The organism is Azospirillum soli (genome assembly GCF_017876165.1).
GTDB lineage: Bacteria > Pseudomonadota > Alphaproteobacteria > Azospirillales > Azospirillaceae > Azospirillum > Azospirillum soli.
In genome coordinates this window covers 37,390-60,066 of sequence record NZ_JAGINQ010000032.1, presented here as the reverse complement: position 1 = coordinate 60,066, position 22,677 = coordinate 37,390, and the positions used below count along the sequence as shown (strand labels likewise).

Genomic DNA, 22,677 nt, shown 5'->3' with positions numbered 1-22,677 from the left:
AGCGGCGCGCCGACATCTTCTCCGCCTTCCATCACATCGCCGCCAGCCTCATCTGCTGGCGCTTCGTCCAGAAATGGTTTTGTTAGGCGCTCTTAACGCCCAGCAGCAACGCTTTCCCCTCTCCCCTTCCCGTGCCCGAACTTGCGGCCGACAGCCTCGCTGCCGGCCGTCCTTTTATTCCGGAATTATCAATGCGGGGCGCGCGCGGCTGGGCTGCGTCCACGGCGATTATGCTTAACGATTCCTCAACCGGCCGGGCGCATCTTCCGCGCATCGCAACGGAACACCAGTAAACAGGGCGCCTGACCATGGGCCAGACCACCGTTAAGCTTTCGGACAAGGGCAGCTACCGCGACGTCGAACTCGACGCACTGCCGCGCAACGTCCGCGCCGCCGTCGCCGACATGGCGGCCAAGAACCCCGTCGCCAACGTGATCGTCGATCAGACCGGCATGCTCTACCGCATCCACCTGAGCGAGCCGGCGAACATCTACCTCGACGTTCTCGCGGTGGCCTGACGCCCGACAAGAACACGGCACAAGCCAGCAAAACGGCGGCGCACCGGTTGGTTGCGCCGCCGTTTTCGTTTCGGTATGCTGGCCCTCATGAGAACAAAAGCAGAACTTATGTCCGCTCCACCGCCCGGCATCCGGGTGACGAGCGGCCGGACCAAAGCCGAGATCGGCCGGATCCAGCGGACCGCCGACGGATGGACGGCTTTCGCGCTGGGGACCGACGGCGATTATCGCGCGCTTGGCTCCCACCCCGACTTCGCCGCCGCCCTGTCGGCCATTCCCGACGCGCCGGAACCGAAGGCGGAGCAACCGCGCCCCCGCCCAAAGGCAGTCCCGAAGGCGGCGGCCCCAAAGGCTGTTGCTCCGCGTCCCGTTCAGTCCGACAGGGCGGTCGCCGTGCGGTCGAGGGCGCGCAGCGGCACCGTATCGCCGAAGCCGGAGAGGATGGCCCGCGCCTGACCCGGCGGCAGCCCGGTCAAGCGGGCGATGTCACCGGCGTCGAGATGACGCTGCTCGGCGGCGCGGCGGATGCGGCTGGCCGCTTCGCGTTTGTGGTGGTGTTGCTGTTCGCGGGATTCGCTGTGCATGGCACTTTCTCCCTTCTTTCGGCCCTGAGGCTTAATGCGCGCGTCCTTCCAGGCGGCGCAGCGCGCGGTCGAGCGTCGTAAGCGGCATCATGAAGACGACGCCGCTGAGGATGGCCCGCACGTCCTCGATGTCGAGATCCGTGGCATCGGCAACGCCACGCTCGTCCAGCCCACGGTCTTCGGCGAGCAGGGCGATCCAGCCGGCCAGCGTCCGGGCCTGCGCCATCTGGGCGCGATCCGCCTGGACGTGCAGCCGGCCGGATAGAGGCGTGGCATTGTCAAAAGGGGTCATCATGGGCTCCTCCCAAAGAGCGTTGTTCTCTTTTTTCGGATATGGTGACAGAGCCCGACCCCCGGCCACAATCAGGCCAACGGCCTACTATCCATCTGTAGAAAGGCTCATGGCGCAACGGACGGCGCCCTATCGGATGGCCAGCTTTTCCCGTTCACGCCCCGACCCAGCGCCGCGTCGGCCCGGTGTCCACATGCACGAAGCCCCGGCCGGGGTAGCAGCCGGCCCCGCCGCTGCCGAAGGACAGGGCGCATTTGTAAAGGTCCGAAGCGCGCCGCCCCGGCAGCCGCAGATCCACCGCCTTCCCTTCCAGATGCAGGCTGGTCACCGAGGCGCCCTGGCCGAGCAGCCGCCGGTTCGTCTCCAGCGAGCGGAAGGCGGATAGCACCTCGAACGGCCGCTCGGATTCCAGCTTCTCCTGCATCGCCGACAGCCGGTGCAGCAGCGCGAGGTCGATGCGGCGGCAGTCGTCGCTGCTGTGATCGCGCAGGATCCAGTCGATGCGCGCCAGCGCTTCGGCCACCGGGCGCCCTTCGGCCCAGTAGACCCCGTCAAAAATCTCTCCCGTCTGGCAGTTGTAGAGGCGCACCACCCGCTCCGGCTCCGGTTCCCACGCGGCGGCCGGGCGCGCCCCGCCGACGCCCATCGCGACGACGGCGGCGCCCAGCCCGAGAAGCCCCCGGCGCGACACCGCCGCACCGCCCGACAATGTTGTTTTTTGATTGGAAAGAGGTGTTTGGGGGGACATGTCCTCACCGGCTTGAAGGTTCACCGATGCCGCAACAGCGAAAGGCGGGAAAAGTCGGCCTGCGGGAACGCGATCCGCAAGGCAACGTGTCCTCGGCGACACAGTCCCGGCACGCGAACGCGCTGCGGAAGGGGCATTTTGGCCAGCCCATCCGCCACGGGTTAAGTCACGTACGGTAACATACCCTTGGCCCAGCCCCGCGCGACGCCGAACGACTTCGGGCCGGCACCCTCAACAATGGGGTAAGGATCATCTCCAATCGTTCGAGGATCATCCCTGATTTTTCCAATAATGGCCGATCACAACCGCAATATCGGGATGGACAGAGCAGCCAAAGCGGTGAAACAATACTTTCCCACGGCACGATATTTCGCGACGAACCCACGCCCAAGCTTCTTTTCACGTTCCGAAAGACGACCGGATGGCCGACGGCACGCCCCCCATACCGTCCTGGACGTTGGATGAGCGCGCCATCCGCGCGCAGCTCGACCGCATCCTGGCCAACGACCAGTTCGACGCGTCGGAGCGCAACCGGCGCTTCCTGCGCTATGTGGTGGAGGAGTCCCTGGCCGGGCGGACGCAGCAGATCAAGGCCTACTGCATCGCCGTCAGCGTCTTCAACCGCGACGCCAGCTTCGACCCGCAGTCCGATCCCATCGTGCGGCTGGAGGCCGGCCGCCTGCGCCGCAGCCTGGAACATTACTACCTGACCGCCGGCCGCGACGATCCCATCCGCATCGCCATCCCCAAGGGCGGCTACGCCCCGACCTTCGAGGCCACGGCCGTTCCTGTTCCAATCGAGGGCGCGCCCGCCGCCCCGCTCATCGCCCGACGGGCCTTCCACAAGCGGCCGGTGCTCGCCGCCGGGATTGCCCTCCTGCTCGCCTTCGGCGCGGCGGGTCTGCTGTCCGCCTCCGGCAAGCCGCCGGACCCCGCGCCGGAGGAAGCGCTGGCGCTCGCCCTGCCGCCACGGCACACCGGCATCCTGGTGGTTCCCTTCCGCGCCCTGGGCGAGGTGCCCGACGCCGAAGCCATGGCGGCGGTCCTGACCGACGAACTGTTGCGCGGGCTGTCCAACCGCGCCGGCCTTGCCGTGCATCTGGACCTGCCGAGAACGACGACCGCCTCGACACCGGAATTGCGCCTGACCGGCAGCCTTCTGGTCTGGGAGGACAAGGCGCGCGTCCTGGTCCACCTGACGGACCAATCATCCGGCGCCGTTCTGTGGACGGAGCGGTTCGACCGCCCCCTGCCCCGCAGCGAACGGCTGGAAGCGCCCCAGGAACTCGCCGCCGGGATCGTCGCTCCCTTCGCCGACCCGCAAGGTCCCCTGTTCGAAGCGGTGTCCTCGCGCCACGCCGCCCGATAATCCCGAACCTCGGCGATTTCGGACGGCGCGGCTTCATCATACGACGTCGTATGATGACGGCGTCAGCCCGTGCCCGGCTGAACCGACCCCTCGGTGTCCTCGGCGCGCTTGCGCAGTTCATCCGACGACAGACCGGCGGGAACGGCATCCTGCAAGGCGCCGTCGCCGGGGGTCTTGCTGCGGTCCTCCATCGGGGCTTCGGTCCCGGCGGCGCTGTCGTCCTTGAGCTTCTGGTTCTCCGGTTTCTGGTTCTGCGGTGTCTCTGCCATGAGGTCCCTCACATTGATCGTTCCATGGTGAAACGCTCACGCCGCGCGCAGGGTCCGCACCACCGTTTCCAGGGCGACACGCCCGGCGGCCTCGACCGCGTCGGCGGTGGAGCCGTGGAAGCGCGCGAAGGCCTTCGTCATCCGGCCGACCGGTGTGCCGGTGCCGCAGCCCATCGCCTCCAGTGCGTCCAGCGCCCAGGCGTAGTGCCGCGCCTCGTCGTCGGCATGCCGACGCAGCAGGGCGGCGACCTCCGGATCGTGCGGGCGGGCGGCGTGGCGGGCGTACTTTTCCTGCGACTGCCATTCGTTGGAGACGAAGGCCAGCAGCACCGCGCGGTCGCCGCCCGGCGCGCCGGCCGCCTGCACCGCCAGCTTGAACAGGCCCGTGGGCATGTGCGGCAACCGCAGGGGAATGCCGCCCCGCGCGCGAATCAGGGCGGACAGGTCCTCCACGTGCCGCTCATGGTCGGCGCGATGGGCGCGCAACTCCTCCCGCAGGCGGGCGTCGTGCAGGGCCATGATCGCCACCGAATAGGCGGGCAGAGCGTCATGCTCCAGTTGCAGCAGGTCGGTCAGCTCCGCCTGGAGGGCCGCCGCGTCCGGCGCCGTCCGCTCGACCAGCATCCTCGTTCCCAACATCCTCGTCATGTGACCCCGCCCTGCTTGCCGGTGCCGGTGGTCGGGGCGTTCGGGCTGCCGGTCGTCGCTGAGTCCACGCCTGGCCCGACGTCGAGCCCGCGCTGCTCAAGCTCGTCCGCCTCCTCGCCCCGGTCGAGCGCGCGGGCCTCCTCGCTGCCGGGGGCGCTGGAGATGCCGCGTTCCCCGCGCCGGGCACCAGGCCCTTCGACGTTCTGGAAGCCGCCTTTCTCCAAGTCGGTGGAATGGTCATCGCGGGTCGTCGGAATATCGAGCGGTTCATCCCGCTGGTCGCCGTGCCGCTTGTCGGGACTCATGCCGGGCCTCCTGTCTGTTGGGCTTCTGGTCTCCTCCGTCCCAACAGGGTACCGCCACCCCCGTTCCCCTCTTGTGGCGCGCTCCCCCCGTTCCCAACTAGCGGCGACCAATATCCGAGCGGACCGCTATAGGAATCGCGGACCGAACCGTTTATGACTGGCGCCATGCAGATGACCGCTCCCAACATCTTCTCCTTCCCGAAATTCAGGACGGAGACCCGCAAGCCTGCCCCCTTCCTGCCCATGACGCGGGCGGAGATGGATCGGCTCGGCTGGGACAGCTGCGACATCATCGTGGTGACGGGCGACGCCTATGTGGACCACCCCAGCTTCGGCATGGCGATCATCGGCCGCCTGCTGGAGGCGCAGGGCTTCCGCGTCGGCATCATCGCGCAGCCGGACTGGAACAGCGCGGAGCCGTTCAAGGCGCTGGGCAAGCCCAACCTGTTCTTCGGCGTGACCGGCGGCAACATGGACTCCATGGTGAACCGCTACACGGCCGACCGCCGCATTCGCAGCAACGACAGCTACACGCCGAACGACGAGGGCGGAAAGCGCCCCGACCGCGCGGTCATCGTCTACGCCCAGCGCTGCCGCGAAGCCTACAAGGACGTGCCCATCGTGCTGGGCGGCATTGAGGCGTCCTTGCGCCGCATCGCCCAGTACGACCATTGGAGCGAGAAGATCCGCCGCTCCATCATCGTGGACGCCAAGGCCGACATCCTCTGCTACGGCAACGCCGAACGCGCCATCGTGGAGGTCGCGCGCCGCATCGCCGACGGCCAGCGCCCGCGCGAGATGGACGACATCCGCGGCACGGCGATCATCCGCAACGCCGTCCCCGACGGCTGGACCGTCATCGATTCAAGCAGCATCGACGAGCTGACCCCGGCCACCCCGCGCGCCGAAGGGGCCGAGCGCACCGTCGTCCGCCTGCCCTCCTTCGAACAGGTGACCGAGGACAAGACCCTCTACGCCCACGCGTCGCGCGTGCTGCACCAGGAGAGCAACCCCGGCAACGCCCGCGCCCTGGTCCAGCGCCACGGCGACCGCGAGGTGTGGCTGACGCCGCCGCCGATCCCGCTGACCACGGCGGAGATGGACGGCGTCTACGGCCTGCCCTACGCCCGCGCGCCGCACCCGTCCTACGGCGACGCGCGCATCCCGGCGTGGGAGATGATCCGCTTCTCGGTCAACATCATGCGCGGCTGCTTCGGCGGCTGCTCCTTCTGCTCCATCACCGAACATGAGGGCCGCATCATCCAGAGCCGCTCCGAAGGCTCCATCCTCAAGGAAATCGAGGAGATCCGCGACAAGGTGAAGGGCTTCACCGGCGTCATCTCCGACATGGGCGGGCCGACCGCGAACATGTACCGCATGGCCTGCAAGGACAAGGAGATCGAGAAGGTCTGCCGCCGTCCGTCCTGCGTCTATCCGGACGTATGCAAGAATCTGAACACCGACCATTCCTCGCTGATCCAGCTCTACCGCAAGGCGCGCGCCATTCCCGGCGTGAAGAAGATCAACATCGCTTCGGGCCTGCGCTACGACCTCGCGGTCAAGAGCCCGGAGTATGTGAAGGAACTGGTCACCCACCACGTCGGCGGCTACCTGAAGATCGCGCCGGAGCACACCGAAACCGGTCCGCTGTCGAAGATGATGAAGCCGGGCATCGGCACCTACGACCGCTTCAAGGCCATGTTCGAAAAGGCCGCGAAGGACGCCGGCAAGAAGCTGTACCTGATCCCCTACTTCATCGCCGCCCACCCCGGCACCACGGACGAGGACATGATGAACCTCGCCCTGTGGCTGAAGCGGAACGGCTTCAAGGCCGATCAGGTGCAGACCTTCCTGCCCTCGCCCATGTCGCTGGCCACCGCCATGTACCACAGCGAGCGCAACCCGCTCCGCCCCGTGCGCCGCACCGGCTCCGAAGAGGTTTTCTCGGCCAAGGGGCTGAAGCAGCGCCGCCTGCACAAGGCCTTCCTGCGCTACCACGATCCGGAGAACTGGCCGATCCTGCGCGACGCGCTGAAGCGCATGGGCCGCGCCGACCTGATCGGCCCCGGCGAACAGCAGCTGATCCCCGCGTGGCAGCCCGCCGGCACCACCGCAAAGGCGGGGACCAAGAGCGACGGGCCGAAGCCGCGCCCCGGCCAGACCTTCTACACCCAGCAGGCCGGCAAGGGCCGCCGACCCCTGAAGCCGCAAAAGCCGGGCGGCAAGCCCTCTGGTCGTCGGGCATAGGCCTATCCCCACCGGCATAAGGCGTTCGGTTCAGGATGCCTTGTTCCCGGTGCCGCTGTTCTGATGAGCGGTGGGCGGGACAGTCCACGGCGTCCTTTCCGACGAGAGATCGACGAGAGATCGCGCCTCGCTTCCCCAAGCGTCCCGCCCACCCCTGAAGGCGTCCCGCCGGGGATTCCTCCAGGTTCCGGTGGCAAGAACACTCCTGCTCCTCTCCTGCTGACCTCATCGGCCTCGCGGGCGCGCTGCTGAAGCGCGCCCGCCCTTTCCCCCGTCCGAACAGGTCCATTTGGGAGACAACGCATTCTGAATCCGCCTGTTTTCGGAGCACTGCGACCCGCCGGGCGCGCCGCACGGGTCGGTGTGCCCCAGCGCAGCTGGACAAAGAAAGAGGGAGGGACCGCGGTGCAGAGACGCACACCGGACGGACATGGCGCAGTCCCGGGCACAGTCCGGCATTCATCAGGCCTGACGGCCAACGACACACAATCGCCGGAGACCGTCCCGGCTTCCCGCATCCTGCTGGTCGACGATCACGCGCTGCTGCGGCGCGGTCTTGCCCTGACCATCCTCACCCGCTTTCCCGACGCGCTCATCTTCGAGGCCGGCAGCCTGACCGAAGCCCTGCAAATCGTGCGCGAGGCAGGCACGCTCTCGGCGGTCATCTACGACCTGGGCCTGCCCGACGCCGAAGGGCTGCCCGGCCTGCGTCTCATGCTGGAGGCCATCGGGACGGTGCCCGTCCTGGTCATCACCGGCTCGTCCGACCCCACCATCGTCGGCGACTGCATTGGGGCCGGGGCCAGCGGCTTCCTGCCGAAATGGTGCAACGCCGACGTGCTGGAACACGCGCTTCCGCTGGTCCTGAACGGCGGCACCTACGCCCCACGCCCGATACCCCCCAGTGCGGCCCCGATACCTCCGCCGCTTCCCATATCGCCGTCTCCCATGGAACGGCCCCCATCGCCCGGCGGCACCGCCACGCGCTCCGCCGCCGAATGGCTGGGCGCCCTAACCGACCGCCAGCAGGAAGTTCTGCGCCTGCTGATTGCCGGCCAGTCGAACAAGGAGATCGCCCGCGAGCTGGGCGTTTTGGAAGGGACGGTGAAGGTGCATGTCCGCGCCATCATGCAGCAGTTGAAGGCCCGCAACCGCACTCAGGTCACCATGGCCGCCGCCCGCGCCGGGCTGTTCGTGTAAGCCCCCCAGCCGGGAGCGCCACAAGACTGCGGCCACAAGAATACGGCCACAAGACTACGAACGCGGTTCACCGGACGGACCAGCGCCCGCGACACCCGCGCTCTGCCCAGCGGCGCGGGAATGGTCTACCCTGCCTTCCACAAGAATACGGCCACAAGACTACGAACAGGGACTTGGCTTCATCATGTCCGATCACCCGCCCGCCAGCCTCATGCGGGCCGAGGCGCTGTCGTCCCCCGACCGGATCGCGGCGCAACTCGCCGCCAACGCACCCCGCCTCGCCCAACTGTCCGAGACGCTTCGCGCCCGTCCGCCGGCCTTTGCCGTGACGGTGGCGCGCGGCAGCTCCGGCCACGCCGCGAACTACGCCCGCGCCCTGTTCGAGACCGCCCTCGGCCTCGTCACCGGGCCGGCGGCGCCTTCCTCCGTCACGCTCTACGGCGCCCATTTGCGACTGAAGGACGCGCTGGTCCTGACCGTCTCCCAGTCCGGCCAGAGCCCCGACCTCCGCGCCGTGGTCGAGCATGCCCGCGCGGCCGGTGCCGTCACGCTGGCCCTGGTCAACGAGGAGGACTCCCCCCTCGCCCACGCCGCCGAGCATGTCCTGCCGCTGCTGGCCGGCCCGGAACGGTCGGTCGCCGCGACCAAGAGCTTTCTGTGCAGCCTGTCCGCCTCTGCGTCGCTGGTCGCCGCGTGGCGGCCGGATCCGGCCCCCCCGGATCCAGCTTTCGACAGCGCGCTCGCCGCCCTGCCCGACCGGCTGCGCCAAGCCGCGTCCGCCGACTGGTCGGCGGCCCGCCCGGTCCTGGCCCGCGCCCGGTCCATGCTGGTGACGGCGCGTGGCTACGGTTTCCCCGTAGCGCAGGAGATGGCGACCAAGCTGAAGGAAACCTGCCTGCTGCACGCCGAGGCGCTGAGCGCGGCGGAGCTTCTGCATGGCCCCGTGGCGCTGGTCCACGACGGCTTCCCCGTGCTGCTGCTGGCGCAGAGGGACGAGACCCTGCCCGGCGTCCTCGACGTCGCCCACCGCCTGCGCGACCAGGGCGCGCACCTGCTGGTGGCCTCCGCCCTGCCCGAAGCGCTGGACCTCGCCCACACGCCCCTGCCCTTGCCGGCCCCGCTGCACCCGATGCTCGACCCACTGGCGACCGCGCAAGCGTTCTACCGGCTGGCCGCCGACGCCGCCGTGGACCGTGGCCTTGACCCCGACAATCCCCCGGCGCTGAGCAAGGTGACGAAAACGGTGTGAAGGCGTCGCAAAGGGCTTTCATCTCCTTCCCCCGCCGAAGGTGGGGGAAGGCCGGGATGGGGGCCCACGGCAGCAACCGAGCGGAGAAGAACCCCCCGCCCTTGCTTCACCCCACCCAATCCATTACGCTCATCCCATCAACGCCAAACCCGCGCCCATTCGCCGTGCGACCGTTCCCAACGGACGACCGCGCGACGAATTCCTTCGTGCACGTTCCGTTGTGCAGCGACCGCTACACGAACGCACACGAACCAATCAGCGCAAGGCGCTGACCCTGAACGTCAAAAGAGCGATTTTAGCCCATTGTGCAGAAGCCCGGCTCTGCACAATCCGCACAATGCTGCACAATGGACCTCACATGGGCACACGCCGCTCAGCAGCCGTTCAGCGCCTTGATGCGTTCGATCAGCAGGGCTCCCTCGCGGCGGGACAGCGTCACCTCAGCGCCGCCGTCGCAGACGCGGCCGTTGACGTAGACGTAGTGGTAGCGGACCCGGAAGGCGTCCGGCCCAATCGGATCGGCGGAGAGCAGGCGCAGGGGTTCCCGCATAGCGCCGTAGAAGCGGCTCAGCGAGGTGATCTCATAGGCGCCGCTGTTGCGCTTTTCCGGCACCAGAAAGCCGTTGGCCCGTGCGCCGTCGGCCTGGGCCAGCGCGTCGTAGAAACCGCGCACCGCGTCCAGTCCAGTCCCCTGGATCCCGTTCCCCTGCGGCGGACGCGGAGCCGGGGCGACGGCCGCCGGCGAAACCGGGACCGGCGGGGCAGGGCGGACGACAACCGGGGCCGGCACCGGGGCGGGCACCGGTTCGGCCTTCGGCGCAGGCTGCGGAATGGCCTGCGGAACGGGCGGCGGGGATGCGATCACCGGCGGCTGGTTCGGCCGGACGACCACCGGCGCGGGAGCCGGCGGCGGGGCGGGCGGCGGCGGGGGCGCCGATCCGGCCGCCGCGTCCGGCCGCGTCAGGCGGATGGGCCCGTTCTGCGCCGCGCTGGAATTCATGTTGGAGCTCGCGTTGGCATTGGCGTTCGGCTTGGTGCCGCGATAGCACTCGTCGCGCTCGGCGGCGCTCTTCAGCGGCTCGCAGCGTTCGACACGCTCGAAGCAGTTCCGGCGCATGTCCTCGACGGTGATGTTCTCGCAGCGGGGCGGGGCAGCCTCGGCCATGCCGGTACCCGCCAACAGCATCACCGCCGCAAGCCCCATCATCAAACGATAAGCCATAGCCTCCTCCTGATCACCGGCCGCCGCCCTACGGCCGCTGGTGTCCATAGCAAAGCCACCGCTGTGACAGGGATGCCGTGATTGGTCCCCTGGCTTGCATTCCGGCGGGGGCGGCACTAGCGTCGTTGGCATGACTGAAGCACAGACCCGCCCCATCCGTCAGCTGAAAGCCCCCCACGCCGTCCTGCTGGAGGAGCCGCGCGACGGCGTGCCGCAGACCAGCGAGATGCTGTTCGGCGAGACCTTCGCCCTGCTGGCCGAGGAGGGCGGTTGGCTGAAGGCGGAGAACCGAACCGATGGTCATGTCGGCTGGCTGCCGCCGGGCACGACGGTCGGCAAGCCCGTGGCCCCGACCCACCGCGTGGTCGGCCCGCGCAGCAACCTGCACCCGGCCCCCGCCCATAAGGCGGTGCCGGTCGGGACGCTCAGCTTCGGCAGCGCCGTGACGGTGGATGCCACCGATGACAACGGATACGGCGGCTGGTGCCGCCTGGACACCGGCCTGTGGGTCTTCGGCAAGCATCTGGAACCCGTCGCCAAACCGAAGAACAAGGAGCCGGTGGAAACCGCAGCCCGCTTCCTCGGCACCCCCTACGTCTGGGGCGGGCGCAGCGGCTTCGGCATCGACTGCTCCGGCCTTGTCCAGGTGGCGCTGGGTGCGGCCGGGATCGTCACGCACCACAGCAGCGGCATGCAGCGCAACGACGAGAGCATCGGTCCCATGATTTCGACGGACGGGCAGGGGGTGGAGTACCGGCGCGGCGACGTGGTGTTCTTCCCCGGCCATGTCGGGCTGATGCTGGACGGGGCGAGCCTGCTGCACGCCACCGTCTTCACCATGTCAGTGACCATCGAGCCCTTGGCCAACGTGGCCGCCCGTGCGGAGGCCATCACCGGCGTGCGCCGCCCGGCTCTCTAGGGCACGGCCAACCAGAAGCAGCGTCGGCCCCTCGCCCGCCGGGACGCCACGCTCGGCCATGGCGCCAAGCGTGGTCCAATAGTGCCGCTCGTCGGGCCGGCAGCCGTTCTCCACGGCCAGCACCGGCGTGTCCGCCGGCAGGCCGCCGCTGGTCAGCCCGCGCCCGGCGCGCCGGGCCAGCTCGCGGCCCATGTAGATCGCCAGCGTGCCCTGCGGGTCGGCCAGCCGCGTCCAGTCGGGTTCGGTCGCGTCGCCCTCCCGCGCGTGGGCGGTCACGAAGGTCACCGCGCGCGACACCCCGCGCCGGGTCAGGGATACCCCGGCGCTGGACGCGCAGCCCAGCGCGGCGGTGACGCCGGGGATCACGGTCACGCCGATGCCCGCCGCCTCCAGATGCTCGATCTCCTCGCCGGCCCGGCCGAAGATCATCGGGTCCCCGCCCTTCAGCCGCACCACGCGGCGGCCGGTGCGCGCGTGCGCCTCGATCAGGGCGTTGATCGCCTCCTGCCGGTGGGAGTGCTTGCCCGACCGCTTGCCGACACAGACCAGATCCGCCCCTGACCGCGCCAATGCCAGGATGCCGGCGCCGACCAGATGGTCGTAGAGGATCACATCGGCTTGGCCGATGGCCCGCGCCGCCGCCACGGTCAGCAGATCCGGATCCCCCGGTCCGGCCCCGACCAGCGCGACGTGCCCGCGCCCGCCGGCCACCGCGGCAACGGGATTTGCGGCCGGATCCGCCGCGCGCGGACGGAGGACGGCGTCCAGCCGTTCCCGCAGGAACGCCCCAAGGGCTACGATGAAGTTGAAACGCTTTCCCGGGGGAGCGGCATCACGCCACGTGGCAACGCTGGGCATCGGCGATGACCTCCTTGATTTCGGGAATGCAGGAGCCGCAGTTGGTGCCGGCCTTCAGCGCCTGCCCGACCTCCTGAACGGTGGTCAGACGCTGGCTTTGGATCGCGGCGACGAGGCGGTTGATGCCGACGCCGAAGCAGGAACAGACCGTCCGCCCCTCGTCCACCATCGGCACCGGGGAACGGCCGGACAGCAGCGCCCGGCGGGCTGGAGCCTCCAGCGCCTCGGCCGACAGAAGCTCCACCAGCCAGCCGCGCCCCGGCAACCCGCCGCTGGCCGAGAGGAACAGGCAGGCTTCCAGCCGGTCGTGCGTCAGCCACGCCCGGCGCAAGATCCCGCGCGCACCGTCGCTGTAGTCCACGGTCGCACCGGCAAAGCCGAAGGCCAGCGCGTCCAGGTCGGGCAGGGCGCCTTCGCCGGCCAGCTCGATCAGGTGGCCGCCGGGAACGGCGCGGCGGGACCAATAGCCGCCGTGGGACGGCTCCACGGCTTCGCGGGTGATCAGGAAGCCGGTCCAGGCGGGGGCGTAAGCTTCAACCGTGACCGGCATGCGCTTTAGGTCCGGCTGGCCGGACACGGGGTCCACCGCCTCGTCATCCACCAGCCGGCCGATGACGCAGGAGCCGGTGAAGCGGTCGGTCCAGTGCATGGGCAGAAAGACCTCACCCGGCCGTTGCGCCTCGGTCACGCGGACGCGGGCCAGCGCCGTGCCGACGCTGGTGGCGATGCGGGCAAGCCCTCCGTCCGTCAGACCGCGCGCCTCGGCGTCGGCGGGGTGGATGTCCAGGCAGGGTTCCGGCGCGTGGGCGGACAGGCGCGGCGACAGCCCCGTGCGGGTCATGGTGTGCCACTGGTCGCGCAGCCGGCCGCTGTTCAACATCAGCGAACCGGTGCTCCGGGAGCGGGGCAGGGGGCGCGAGGTGACCGGCACGAAGCGCGCCCGCCCGTCCGCCGTGAAGAACCGCCCGTCGGTGTAAAGCCGCCGCGTCGGCTCCCCGCCCAGCCGGCGCGGCCAGGGCGCGGGGGCGAGCGTTTCAAATTCAGCGTCGGTCAGATCGGCCAGATCGCCGATGTCGAAGGCGCGCGCACCGCCGTTTTCGAAAGCGGAGAGGGCGGCGTGCTCACGGAACACATGGGCCGGGGTCTCATAGGGGAAAGCCTCAGCAAAGCCTATGGCGCGGGCGACCTGGGTGACGATCCACCAGTCCGGCCGCGCCTCGCCGCTCAGCGGCCGGAAGGCCCGCTGGCGGGAGATGGTGCGGTCGGAGTTGGTGACGGTGCCGTCCTTCTCACTCCACCCCGCCGCCGGCAGGCGAATGTGGGCGAGGCGGCCCGTATCGGTATCAGCGATGCAATCGGAAACGATGACCGTCTCGCATTTCTCCAGCGCCTGGCGCAGGCGGCCGGCGCCCGGCATGCTGACGGCGGGGTTGGTCGCCATGACCCAGACGGCGCGCACGCGGCCCTCGTCCACCGCGCGGAACAGGTCCACCGCCTTCAGCCCCGGCTTGGTCGCCATGGCCGGGGCGTTCCAGAAGCGGCGGACGCGGTCCACCTCCTCCGGCTCGAAGCCCATGTGGGCGGCCAGCTGGTTGGCGAGCCCGCCGACCTCGCGCCCGCCCATGGCGTTGGGCTGGCCGGTGACGGAGAAGGGTCCCATGCCCGGCTGGCCGATGCGGCCGGTCAGAAAGTGGACGTTCAGGATGGCGTTGACCGTGTCCGTTCCCTGCGACGACTGGTTCACGCCCTGGGAGTAGACGGTGACGACACGCCGGGTTGTTTCAAATTCAGCGTAGAAGGCGACGACCTGTTCGGCCGGCAAATCGCAGACGGCGGCAACCTGCTCGACCGACGGCGCGTCGGCGCGGGCGGCCTCCAGCGTCTTGGCGAGGCCGGCGGTGTTCTCGGCGACGAAGCGGGCGTCGATGACGCCGCGATCGGCCAGATGCACCAGCAGCCCGTTGAACAGCGCCGCGTCCGTCCCCGGCCGGATGGCGAGGTGCCCATCCGCCCCGTCCACCGCCGCCGTTCGGCGCGGGTCCACGACGAAAATGCGCGTTTCGCGTGCCTGTCTTGCCGCCAGCACACGTTGATGGAGTATGGGATGGCACCATGCAAGGTTGGATCCGACCAGCACGATCAGGTTGGCAAGCTCCAGATCCTCATAGGTCACCGGCACCGCGTCGGCGCCGAAACCGCGCTTGTGCCCCGCCACGCTCGACGCCATACATAGGCGTGAATTCGTATCGATGTTGGCGGTTCCTAGGAATCCCTTCACCAGTTTGTTGGCCACATAATAATCTTCGGTCAAGAGCTGACCGGAGACGTAGAGGGCGACCGAGTCCGGCCCGTGCCGTTCGATGGTCTGAGACAGGCGGCCAGCAACGGCGGCGATGGCCTCGTCCCAAGTCGCGCGCCGCCCGTCCACCTCCGGGTGGAGCAATCGGCCCTCAAGCCCCAACGTGTCCGGCAGGTTGGTGCCCTTGGAGCAGAGGCGGCCCTTGTTGGCCGGGTGGTCGGGGTCGCCGCGCACGGTGACGGAACCCCCAAGGGAACCGTCTTCCGCCACCGTCGCCAGTACCCCGCAGCCCACCCCGCAGTAGGGGCAGGTGGTGCGGACCGTCCTTTCACTCATGGCCGCAGCCCTCCTTGAAGGCCATCAGCCCCAGATGCACCACGCCGCCCACCACCCGCACCGGGCAGTGGCCGGCGCAGCCCTCGTCGGGGCCGACCGCCTCACCGCTGGCGAGGTCGATGACCCAGCTGTGCAGCGGGCAGGTCACCCGCGCCCCATGCACGATGCCCTGCGACAGCGGGCCGCCACCGTGCGGGCAGCGGTCCTCCAGCGCGAACACCTCGTCCGCGACGGTGCGGAACAGGGCGATGTCGCCCCGGCCGGTCTTCACGATCCGGCTGCCCTGGCGCGGGATGTCCTCGACACGGCCGACCTCGATCCAATCGGCGGCGGTTCCCTTGATCGACTGGTCCATGGCTGATTACCCCACCTGCGCGAGCGGCGCGAATTCATGACGGTCGACGGCGCCGCTGGCCCGCTCGGCCCACGGGTCGTCCTGGGAAAAGGTCTGCGAGAACAGGAAGCGGGCGTTCAGCGCCTTCCGGCTCTCGGGGTCATCGACGAGGCGCTTTTTGACGTAGTCGAGCCCGACCCGCTCCAGCCACGGCGCGGTGCGCTCCAGATAGCGCGCCTCCTCACGGTACAGCTGCATGTAGGCGCCGGTGTACTCCAGCACCTCGGCCTCCGTGGCCACCTTGACCAGCAGGTCGCAGGCCCGGACATGCATGCCGCCGTTGCCGCCGACGTGCAGTTCGTAGCCGCTGTCCACGCACACCACGCCGAGGTCCTTGATCGTCGCCTCGGCGCAGTTGCGCGGGCAGCCGGACACAGCCAGCTTCACCTTGTGCGGCGTCCAGGTGCCCCAGGTCAGCCGCTCCAGCTTTACCCCCAGGCCCGTTGAGTCCTGTGTGCCGAAGCGGCACCATTCCGACCCGACGCAGGTCTTCACTGTGCGCAGCCCCTTGGCGTAGGCGTGTCCCGACACCATCCCGGCCGCGTTCAGGTCGGCCCACACCGCCGGCAGGTCCTCCTTCTTCACCCCGAACAGGTCGATGCGCTGGCCGCCCGTGACCTTCACCGTGGGGATGGCGAACTTCTCCACCACGTCGGCGATGGCCCGCAGCTCCTTGGCGTTGGTCAGCCCGCCCCACATGCGCGGCACCACCGAATAGGTTCCGTCCTTCTGGATGTTGGCGTGCACCCGCTCGTTGATGTAGCGCGAGCGGTAATCGTCCTTGTATTCCCCCGGCCATTGGCACAGCAGGTAGTAGTTCAGCGCGGGGCGGCAGTGGTGGCAGCCGTCCGGCGTCTTCCATTCCAGCCGCTGCATCACGTCGGGAATCGTCTTCAGCTCCAGCGCCGCGATGGCCCGGCGCACCTCGTCGTGGGTGCGGTCGGTGCACTTGCACATGGGCTTGGCCTTCGCCTCCCCGGCGTAGCCGTCGCCCAGCGTCACGGCCAGCAGCTGCTCGACCTGCCCGGTGCAGCTGCCGCACGACGCCGAGGCCTTGGTGTGGGCGCGCACCTCGTCCAGGCTGCTCAGCCCCTTCTCGGTGATCGCCTGGACGATGGTGCCCTTGCACACGCCGTTGCAGCCGCAGATCTCCGCACTGTCCGGGAGCGCTACAACGGCCGCCTTAGGGTTTGCCGTTCCCTCGCCTCCGCCAAATCCCTGGCCGAAGATCAAGGTATCGCGCACGGCTGAGACATCCGCGCCGTCCTTGAGCATCTGGAAATACCAGCCGCCATCCTTGGTGTCGCCGTACAGCACGGCGCCCAGCAGGCGGTCACCCTTGACCACGACGCGCTTGTAGACGCCGCGCGCGGCGTCGCGGAACACGATGTCCTCGCAGCCCGCGCCGCCGGAAAAGTCGCCGGCCGAGAACACGTCCACGCCGGTGACCTTCAGCTTGGTCGCGGTGACCGAGCCGGTGTAGGCGCTGGTCTCGCCCCCGGCCAACCGGTCGGCGGCGACCCTGGCCATCTCGAACAGCGGGGCGACCAGGCCGTAGGTCTGGCCGCGATGCTCGACGCACTCGCCGACCGCGTAGATCGCCGGGTCCGACGTGCGCATGGCGTCATCGACCTGAAGACCGCGCCCGCAGGCCAGCCCGGCCGCCTTGGCCAACGCCATGTTGGGGCGGATGCCCACGGCCATGACCACCAGATCCGCCGGGAGAACCTGCCCATCTTTTAGGCGAACGCCGGAAACGCGCGAATTGCCCAAAATTTCGGCGGTGTCGGCTCCGGTCAGCACGGCGATGCCGCGCCGCTCCAGCTCGCGCTGCAGCAGGGTGCCGGCCGAGCGGTCGAGCTGGCGCTCCATCAGCGTGTCCATCAGGTGCACGACGGTCACGTCCATGCCCTTGACCTTCAGGCCGTTGGCCGCCTCCAGCCCGAGCAAACCGCCGCCGATGACCACGGCGCGGCCACCCTGCGCCGCCGCCTCCAGCATCGTTTCAACGTCGGCGAGGTCGCGGAAGCCAACCACGCCGAGCCGGTCGGCGCCGGGCACCGGGATGATGAAGGGGGTCGAACCGGTGGCGATGAGCAGTGTGTCGTAGGCCACGGTGCGGCCGGACATGGCGGTGACGGTGCGTTTTTCGCGATCGATGGACTCGACCGGGTCGCCGGTGAACAGGGTGATGCCGTTGGCCTCGTACCAGTCGCGGCCGTTGAGCACGATCTGCTCGAAGGTCTTCTCGCCGGCCAGCACCGGGGAGAGCATGATGCGGTTGTAATTGGGGTGCGGCTCGGCGCCGAAGACGGTGATCTCAAAGCGGCCGGGCGCCTTGGCCAGCAGCTCTTCGAGTGTGCGGATGCCGGCCATGCCGTTGCCGACGACGACGAGCCGCTTGCGGGAGGTCTGGGGGGAAGTGGTGTGGGTGGTCATGCCATGTGCCCTCGTCCGAGCCTGTCCGGGGAAGTCCAGACCTTCTGGCAAGGGCCGTGCCAGAACCGGCACCAAGGGATGATACACGATCCGAAATGGCGGAGTTTCGCGCTTTCCAGGTCATACCCATAGCTGGTCAGGGGCCATTGTGTCGCAATCACGACAGGCCCTTTTGTCGAGCTTCGAACAAAAATCGGTCCGAAAGCTGACAATTTGTGCAGCGCACAACGACCTAGGTACTAATAAGTCAACATCGCTTCAACCGCGTCCGCTCACGCACGCCAAGCCTTTGGGGCTGATTTCCGACACGGATAGAGCCTTTGGCATGGTCCTTGCCAGACGAAGGGCGGGACGCGCCATCGGCGGTGCGTCCATCCCATTCGCCCAATGCCTTCGCTTGGCACGAGAGATGGAGCGACCGACGTGATCCGTATTCCCGCTTTTTCCCGCACCGCCCTTCTGGCCGCGACCGCCATCACCCTGGCGATGGGTATGGCCCCCATCACAAAAATGGCCCACGCCGCTCCGCTCAACGTCGAAAAGGACCAGCTGAAGCTGGGCTTCATCAAGCTGACCGACATGGCCCCACTGGCCATCGCCGCCGAAAAGGGCTTCTTCGAGGACGAGGGCCTGTCGGTGACGCTGGAGCCGCAGGCGAACTGGAAGGTGTTGCTCGACCGCGTCATCTCCGGCGAGCTGGACGGCGCCCACATGCTGGCCGGCCAGCCGCTGGGTGCGACCATCGGCTTCGGCACCCAGGCGAACGTCGTCACTGCCTTCTCCATGGACCTGAACGGCAACGGCATCACCGTATCGAACGAGGTGTGGGAGAAGATGAAGGCCCACGTCCCGAAGGGTGCCGACGGAAAGCCGGTCCACCCCATCAAGGCCGACGCGCTGAAGCCGGTGATCGCGGAGTACCGCGCGGCGGGCAAGCCCTTCACCATGGGCATGGTCTTCCCCGTCTCCACCCACAACTACGAGCTTCGCTACTGGCTGGCGGCCGGCGGCATCAACCCCGGCTATTACGCGCCGACCGACGTGTCGGGGCAGATCCAGGCTGACGCGCTGCTGTCCGTCACCCCGCCGCCGCAGATGCCGGCGACGCTGGAGGCCGGCACCATCTTCGGCTACTCGGTGGGTGAGCCGTGGAACCAGCAGGCCGTGATGAAGGGCATCGGCGTGCCGGTCGTCACCGACCTGGAGATCTGGAAGAACAACCCGGAAAAGGTCTTCGGCGTGACCGAGGGCTGGGCGGCCAAGAACCCGAACACGCACCTGGCCTTGGTCAAGGCGCTGATCCGTGCCGCCATGTGGCTGGACGAGAACAACAACGCCAACCGCGCCGAGGCGGTGAAGATCCTGGCGAAGTCCGAGTATGTCGGCGCCGATGCCAAGGTCATCGCCAATTCCATGACCGGCACCTTCGAGTATGAGAAGGGCGACAAGCGGCCGGTTCCCGACTTCAACGTCTTCTTCCGCTACAACGCGACCTATCCCTTCTACTCCGACGCCGTGTGGTACCTGACGCAGATGCGCCGCTGGGGCCAGATCGCCGAGGCCAAGCCGGACGCCTGGTACGACGAGACCGCCCGCAAGGTCTACAAGCCGAACATCTACCTGAAGGCCGCCAAGCTGCTGGTCGAGGACGGCAAGGCCAATCCGAACGACTTCCCCTGGACCAGCGACGGCTACAAGCCGGTCGACAACGGCTTCATCGACGGCATCGCCTACGACGGCCGCAAGCCCAACGACTACCTGTCCAAGCTGCCCATCGGCCTGAAGGGGCCGCAGAAGGTCGAAGGCGGCCAACTGGTCGGCGCCCCCTCCATCGGTGGATGAGACCAAAGCGCCAGCCGCGAGCCCCCACCCTCCCCGCGCTGACGCGCGGGTCCCCTCCCTCCCCCATCTTCGACGGGGAGGGCCATCCCAAGCTCCCTCCCCCGCCGCAGATAGGGGAGGGTCGGGGTGGGGGCCCGCAGCGCGCGCCGAACGGAAAGACAAACACCATGACGAGCGTCACCGATACCGCCGGCACGTCCTCCGACGCCCTGCGCGCCCAGCGCAAGGCCCGCCGCATCCACGCCCTGAACCGCGCCGCCGGCACCTTGCAGATCATCGGGCTCGGCTGGCTCGGCCCCATCCTGCGCATGGCGGCGGGCGAGAACCCGCGCCAGCAGGGATTGGAGCTGTGGCGCCAGCTGGGCGTGCCGCTGACCGCGATCCTGCTGTTCATCGCCGCCTGGGCGTGGCTGGCCCCGCAGGTGAACACCAGCCTGGGCGCCATCCCCGGCCCGGCGCAGGTGTGGGAGCAGGTCGGCAACCTCCACGCCGACCACCGGGCGGAACGCGCCAAGGAAGCCGCTTTCTATGAACGGCAGGCCAAGCGCAACGCCGAGATCCTGGCGAAGGATCCGGCGGCGGAGGTGAAGACCCGCACCTACGCCGGCAAGCCCACCTATCTCGATCAGATCCTGACCAGCCTGAAAACGGTCTTCACCGGCTTCCTGCTGGGCGCGCTGGTCGCCGTGCCGCTGGGCGTGGCCTGCGGCCTGTCGCGCACCGTCAACGCCGCCATGAACCCGTTGATCCAGCTGTTCAAGCCGGTGTCGCCGCTGGCGTGGCTGCCGCTGGTGACCATGGTGGTCAGCGCCACCATCTCCAGCGACAACCCGACCTTCGAGAAGTCCTTCCTGACGTCGGCCATCACGGTCACGCTGTGCTCTCTGTGGCCGACGCTGATCAACACCGCCGTCGGCGTGTCGTCCATCGACAAGGACCTGATGAACGTCGGCAAGGTGCTGCAACTGTCAGCCCCGACGATGGTCCGCCGCCTCGTGCTGCCCTCGGCGCTGCCCTACATCTTCACCGGCCTGCGGCTGTCGCTGGGCGTGGGCTGGATGGTGCTGATCGCGGCGGAGATGCTGGCGCAGAACCCCGGCCTTGGCAAGTTCGTGTGGGACGAGTTCCAGAACGGCTCCTCCTCCTCGCTGGCCAGGATCATGGTCGCCGTCTTCACCATCGGCCTGATCGGCTTCCTGCTCGACCGCGTCATGCTGGCCTTCCAGGCCGCCGTCACCCACACCGGCTCGCGCTGAAGGAGACCCCGATCATGGCGATCCTGGAACTCAAGAACGTCTCCAAGTCCTACGGCTCCACCAGCGTCCTGCGCGACATCGACCTGACCATCGCGGAGGGGGAGTTCGTCGCCATCGTCGGCTTCTCCGGTTCCGGCAAGACGACGCTGGTCAATCTGATCGGCGGCCTCGCAGATCCTGATACGGGCACGGTGACCATGCGCGGCAAGCCCGTGCGCGGCCCCGGCCCGGAGCGGGGGTTGGTCTTCCAGAACTACTCCCTGATGCCGTGGCTGAGCGTTCGGGAAAACGTCGCGCTCGCGGTGGACAGCGTGCACAAGGCGAAGGGGGCGTTGGAGCGCGGCGCCCTGACCCGCCGGGCGGTGGAGACGGTCGGTCTCGGCCACGCCACCGACCGCCGCCCGAAGGAGCTGTCGGGCGGCATGCGCCAGCGCGTCGGCTTCGCCCGCGCACTCGCCATGAGCCCGGAGGTGCTGCTGCTGGACGAGCCGCTGTCGGCGCTCGACGCGCTGACCCGCGCCAAGCTGCAGGACGAGATCGAGGCGATCTGGCGCAAGGACCGCAAGACCGTCGTCCTCATCACCAACGACGTGGACGAAGCCATCCTGCTGGCCGACCGCATCATCCCGCTGACGCCGGGTCCGGGGGCGACGCTCGGTCCCGCCTTCGCGGTGGATCTGCCGCGCCCGCGCGACCGCACCGCCGTGAACCACGATCCGGCCTTCAAGCGGCTGCGGTCCGAGGTCACCGCCTATCTGATGGAGGCCGGCGTCGCCCGCGCCGCCGCGACCACCGAGGATGGAATTTCCTTGCCGGCTGTGCGCCCCATCACATCCAACCCGCCGCCGCCTTCGTATATTGCGGAACAGGCAAGCAAAGTGGTGGATGAGCGTTACCTGGAATTCAGCCAGGTGACCAAGACCTTCGCCACTCCGAAGGGGCCTTTGACCGTGGTGGACGGCTTCGACTTGAAGATGCGCAGGGGTGAGTTCGTGTCGCTGATCGGGCATTCCGGTTGCGGCAAATCCACCGTGCTGTCCATGGTCGCCGGCCTCGCCGACGTCACCACCGGCGGCATCGTGCTGGACGGCAAGGAGGTGGTCGGCGCCGGCCCCGACCGCGCCGTGGTCTTCCAGGCCCCCAGCCTGTTCCCCTGGCTGACCGCGGCGGAGAACGTCGCGCTGGGCGTGGACCGCGTCTACCCGCACGCCAGCAAGGCGGAGCGGCGGGACATCGTCCAGTATTACCTGTCCCGCGTCGGCCTTGGCGATTCCATGAACAAGAAGGCGGCGGAGCTGTCCAACGGCATGAAGCAGCGCGTCGGCATCGCGCGCGCCTTTGCGCTGTCGCCCAAGCTGCTGCTGCTGGATGAGCCCTTCGGCATGCTCGACAGCCTGACCCGCTGGGAGTTGCAGGAGGTGCTGATGGAGGTCTGGGCCCGCACCCAGGTCACCGCCATCTGCGTCACCCACGACGTGGACGAGGCCATCCTGCTGGCCGACCGCGTCGTGATGATGAGCAACGGGCCCAACGCCCGCATCGGCCACATTCTGGAGGTGGACATCCCCCGCCCCCGGACCCGGCAAACCCTTCTCGACCATCCCCGCTACTACGCCTACCGGGAGGAGCTTCTGTCCTTCCTGGAGGGCGGACCACACGGGGCGGCACAGGCAGCGTGAGCGC

The 22,677-nt window shown here is 68.7% G+C and carries 20 protein-coding genes and 1 pseudogene; 10 read left to right on the top strand and 11 right to left on the bottom strand.

Going from position 1 to position 22,677, the window contains the following annotated elements; genetic code table 11:
- A pseudogene (locus J2852_RS28640) lies at window positions 1-86 on the top strand (IS5/IS1182 family transposase); the annotation flags it as partial.
- Between the two features lie 222 nt (window positions 87-308).
- Window positions 309-518 carry a hypothetical protein gene (locus tag J2852_RS28635; RefSeq protein WP_209882283.1) on the top strand — a complete coding sequence of 70 codons (210 nt, stop codon included), beginning with the start codon at window positions 309-311 and terminating at the stop codon, window positions 516-518.
- A 371-nt stretch (window positions 519-889) separates the two neighbouring features.
- On the opposite strand, the gene J2852_RS28630 is transcribed toward J2852_RS28635, so the two are convergent.
- From J2852_RS28630 to J2852_RS28620, 3 genes are all read right to left on the bottom strand, one after another.
- Complete coding sequence (locus tag J2852_RS28630; RefSeq protein WP_209882282.1) at window positions 890-1,102, bottom strand: helix-turn-helix domain-containing protein; 213 nt, start codon at window positions 1,100-1,102, stop codon at window positions 890-892.
- Window positions 1,103-1,133: 31 nt separating this feature from the next.
- The gene (locus J2852_RS28625; protein WP_246500055.1) at window positions 1,134-1,397 is read right to left on the bottom strand and encodes a hypothetical protein; all 264 of its coding nucleotides are present in this window, start codon (window positions 1,395-1,397) and stop codon (window positions 1,134-1,136) included.
- Between the two features lie 151 nt (window positions 1,398-1,548).
- Entirely contained in the window at window positions 1,549-2,103 is a 555-nt protein-coding gene (locus tag J2852_RS28620) for a YcbK family protein (RefSeq protein WP_246500054.1), read from the bottom strand.
- Between the two features lie 460 nt (window positions 2,104-2,563).
- Between J2852_RS28620 and J2852_RS28615 the strand changes: the two genes are divergently transcribed.
- Entirely contained in the window at window positions 2,564-3,511 is a 948-nt protein-coding gene (locus tag J2852_RS28615; RefSeq protein ID WP_209882279.1) for a hypothetical protein, read from the top strand.
- Between the two features lie 62 nt (window positions 3,512-3,573).
- Here the strand turns inward: J2852_RS28615 and J2852_RS28610 are convergent, their stop codons facing one another.
- Genes J2852_RS28610 through J2852_RS28600 form a run of 3 tightly spaced genes read right to left on the bottom strand, consistent with a single transcriptional unit; the run spans window position 3,574 to window position 4,733 of the window.
- Complete coding sequence (locus tag J2852_RS28610; protein WP_209882277.1) at window positions 3,574-3,780, bottom strand: hypothetical protein; 207 nt, start codon at window positions 3,778-3,780, stop codon at window positions 3,574-3,576.
- Window positions 3,781-3,816: 36 nt separating this feature from the next.
- Window positions 3,817-4,428 carry a DUF2383 domain-containing protein gene (locus tag J2852_RS28605; protein WP_209882275.1) on the bottom strand — a complete coding sequence of 204 codons (612 nt, stop codon included), beginning with the start codon at window positions 4,426-4,428 and terminating at the stop codon, window positions 3,817-3,819.
- A complete protein-coding gene (locus J2852_RS28600; protein ID WP_209882273.1) occupies window positions 4,425-4,733 on the bottom strand; it encodes a hypothetical protein in 309 nt (102 codons plus the stop codon). Before J2852_RS28600 ends, J2852_RS28605 begins: the two co-directional genes overlap by 4 nt.
- A gap of 171 nt (window positions 4,734-4,904) precedes the next feature.
- Between J2852_RS28600 and J2852_RS28595 the strand changes: the two genes are divergently transcribed.
- The 3 genes from J2852_RS28595 to J2852_RS28585 all read left to right on the top strand — a co-directional run bounded on the left by J2852_RS28595 (window position 4,905) and on the right by J2852_RS28585 (window position 9,429).
- Window positions 4,905-6,980: a YgiQ family radical SAM protein gene (locus J2852_RS28595; RefSeq protein WP_209882271.1), complete on the top strand. Its 2,076-nt coding sequence runs from the start codon at window positions 4,905-4,907 to the stop codon at window positions 6,978-6,980.
- Between the two features lie 405 nt (window positions 6,981-7,385).
- Window positions 7,386-8,180 (top strand): response regulator transcription factor, encoded by a 795-nt coding sequence (locus J2852_RS28590; protein ID WP_343206841.1) that lies wholly within the window; start codon window positions 7,386-7,388, stop codon window positions 8,178-8,180.
- Between the two features lie 184 nt (window positions 8,181-8,364).
- Window positions 8,365-9,429, top strand: a complete 1,065-nt coding sequence (locus J2852_RS28585; protein WP_209882270.1) for an SIS domain-containing protein — start codon at window positions 8,365-8,367, stop codon at window positions 9,427-9,429.
- Between the two features lie 373 nt (window positions 9,430-9,802).
- Here the strand turns inward: J2852_RS28585 and J2852_RS28580 are convergent, their stop codons facing one another.
- A complete protein-coding gene (locus J2852_RS28580; RefSeq protein WP_209882268.1) occupies window positions 9,803-10,651 on the bottom strand; it encodes a hypothetical protein in 849 nt (282 codons plus the stop codon).
- Window positions 10,652-10,781: 130 nt separating this feature from the next.
- Between J2852_RS28580 and J2852_RS28575 the strand changes: the two genes are divergently transcribed.
- Window positions 10,782-11,570 (top strand): C40 family peptidase, encoded by a 789-nt coding sequence (locus J2852_RS28575; protein ID WP_209882266.1) that lies wholly within the window; start codon window positions 10,782-10,784, stop codon window positions 11,568-11,570.
- Here J2852_RS28575 and cobA read toward each other — a convergent pair.
- From cobA to nirB, 4 genes are read right to left on the bottom strand one after another with little or no spacing between them, the layout of a single operon-like run.
- Window positions 11,493-12,428 (bottom strand): uroporphyrinogen-III C-methyltransferase, encoded by a 936-nt coding sequence (cobA, locus tag J2852_RS28570; protein ID WP_209882264.1) that lies wholly within the window; start codon window positions 12,426-12,428, stop codon window positions 11,493-11,495. The genes J2852_RS28575 and cobA overlap by 78 nt on opposite strands.
- On the bottom strand, window positions 12,403-15,063 hold the full coding sequence (locus J2852_RS28565; protein ID WP_209882262.1) for a nitrate reductase: 2,661 nt from the start codon (window positions 15,061-15,063) through the stop codon (window positions 12,403-12,405). Before J2852_RS28565 ends, cobA begins: the two co-directional genes overlap by 26 nt.
- Window positions 15,056-15,418, bottom strand: coding sequence for a nitrite reductase small subunit NirD (gene nirD, locus J2852_RS28560; RefSeq protein WP_209882260.1), 363 nt, complete (start codon window positions 15,416-15,418; stop codon window positions 15,056-15,058). The genes J2852_RS28565 and nirD overlap by 8 nt, the downstream gene beginning before the upstream one ends.
- Window positions 15,419-15,424: 6 nt before the next feature.
- Window positions 15,425-17,896, bottom strand: a complete 2,472-nt coding sequence (gene nirB / locus J2852_RS28555; protein ID WP_209882258.1) for a nitrite reductase large subunit NirB — start codon at window positions 17,894-17,896, stop codon at window positions 15,425-15,427.
- A gap of 423 nt (window positions 17,897-18,319) precedes the next feature.
- Between nirB and J2852_RS28550 the strand changes: the two genes are divergently transcribed.
- The 3 genes from J2852_RS28550 to J2852_RS28540 all read left to right on the top strand — a co-directional run bounded on the left by J2852_RS28550 (window position 18,320) and on the right by J2852_RS28540 (window position 22,673).
- The gene (locus tag J2852_RS28550) at window positions 18,320-19,738 is read left to right on the top strand and encodes a CmpA/NrtA family ABC transporter substrate-binding protein (protein WP_343206840.1); all 1,419 of its coding nucleotides are present in this window, start codon (window positions 18,320-18,322) and stop codon (window positions 19,736-19,738) included.
- A gap of 167 nt (window positions 19,739-19,905) precedes the next feature.
- On the top strand, window positions 19,906-20,994 hold the full coding sequence (locus J2852_RS28545; protein ID WP_209882254.1) for an ABC transporter permease: 1,089 nt from the start codon (window positions 19,906-19,908) through the stop codon (window positions 20,992-20,994).
- 14 nt (window positions 20,995-21,008) lie between these two features.
- The gene (locus J2852_RS28540; RefSeq protein WP_209882252.1) at window positions 21,009-22,673 is read left to right on the top strand and encodes an ABC transporter ATP-binding protein; all 1,665 of its coding nucleotides are present in this window, start codon (window positions 21,009-21,011) and stop codon (window positions 22,671-22,673) included.
- Window positions 22,674-22,677 lie beyond the last annotated feature (4 nt).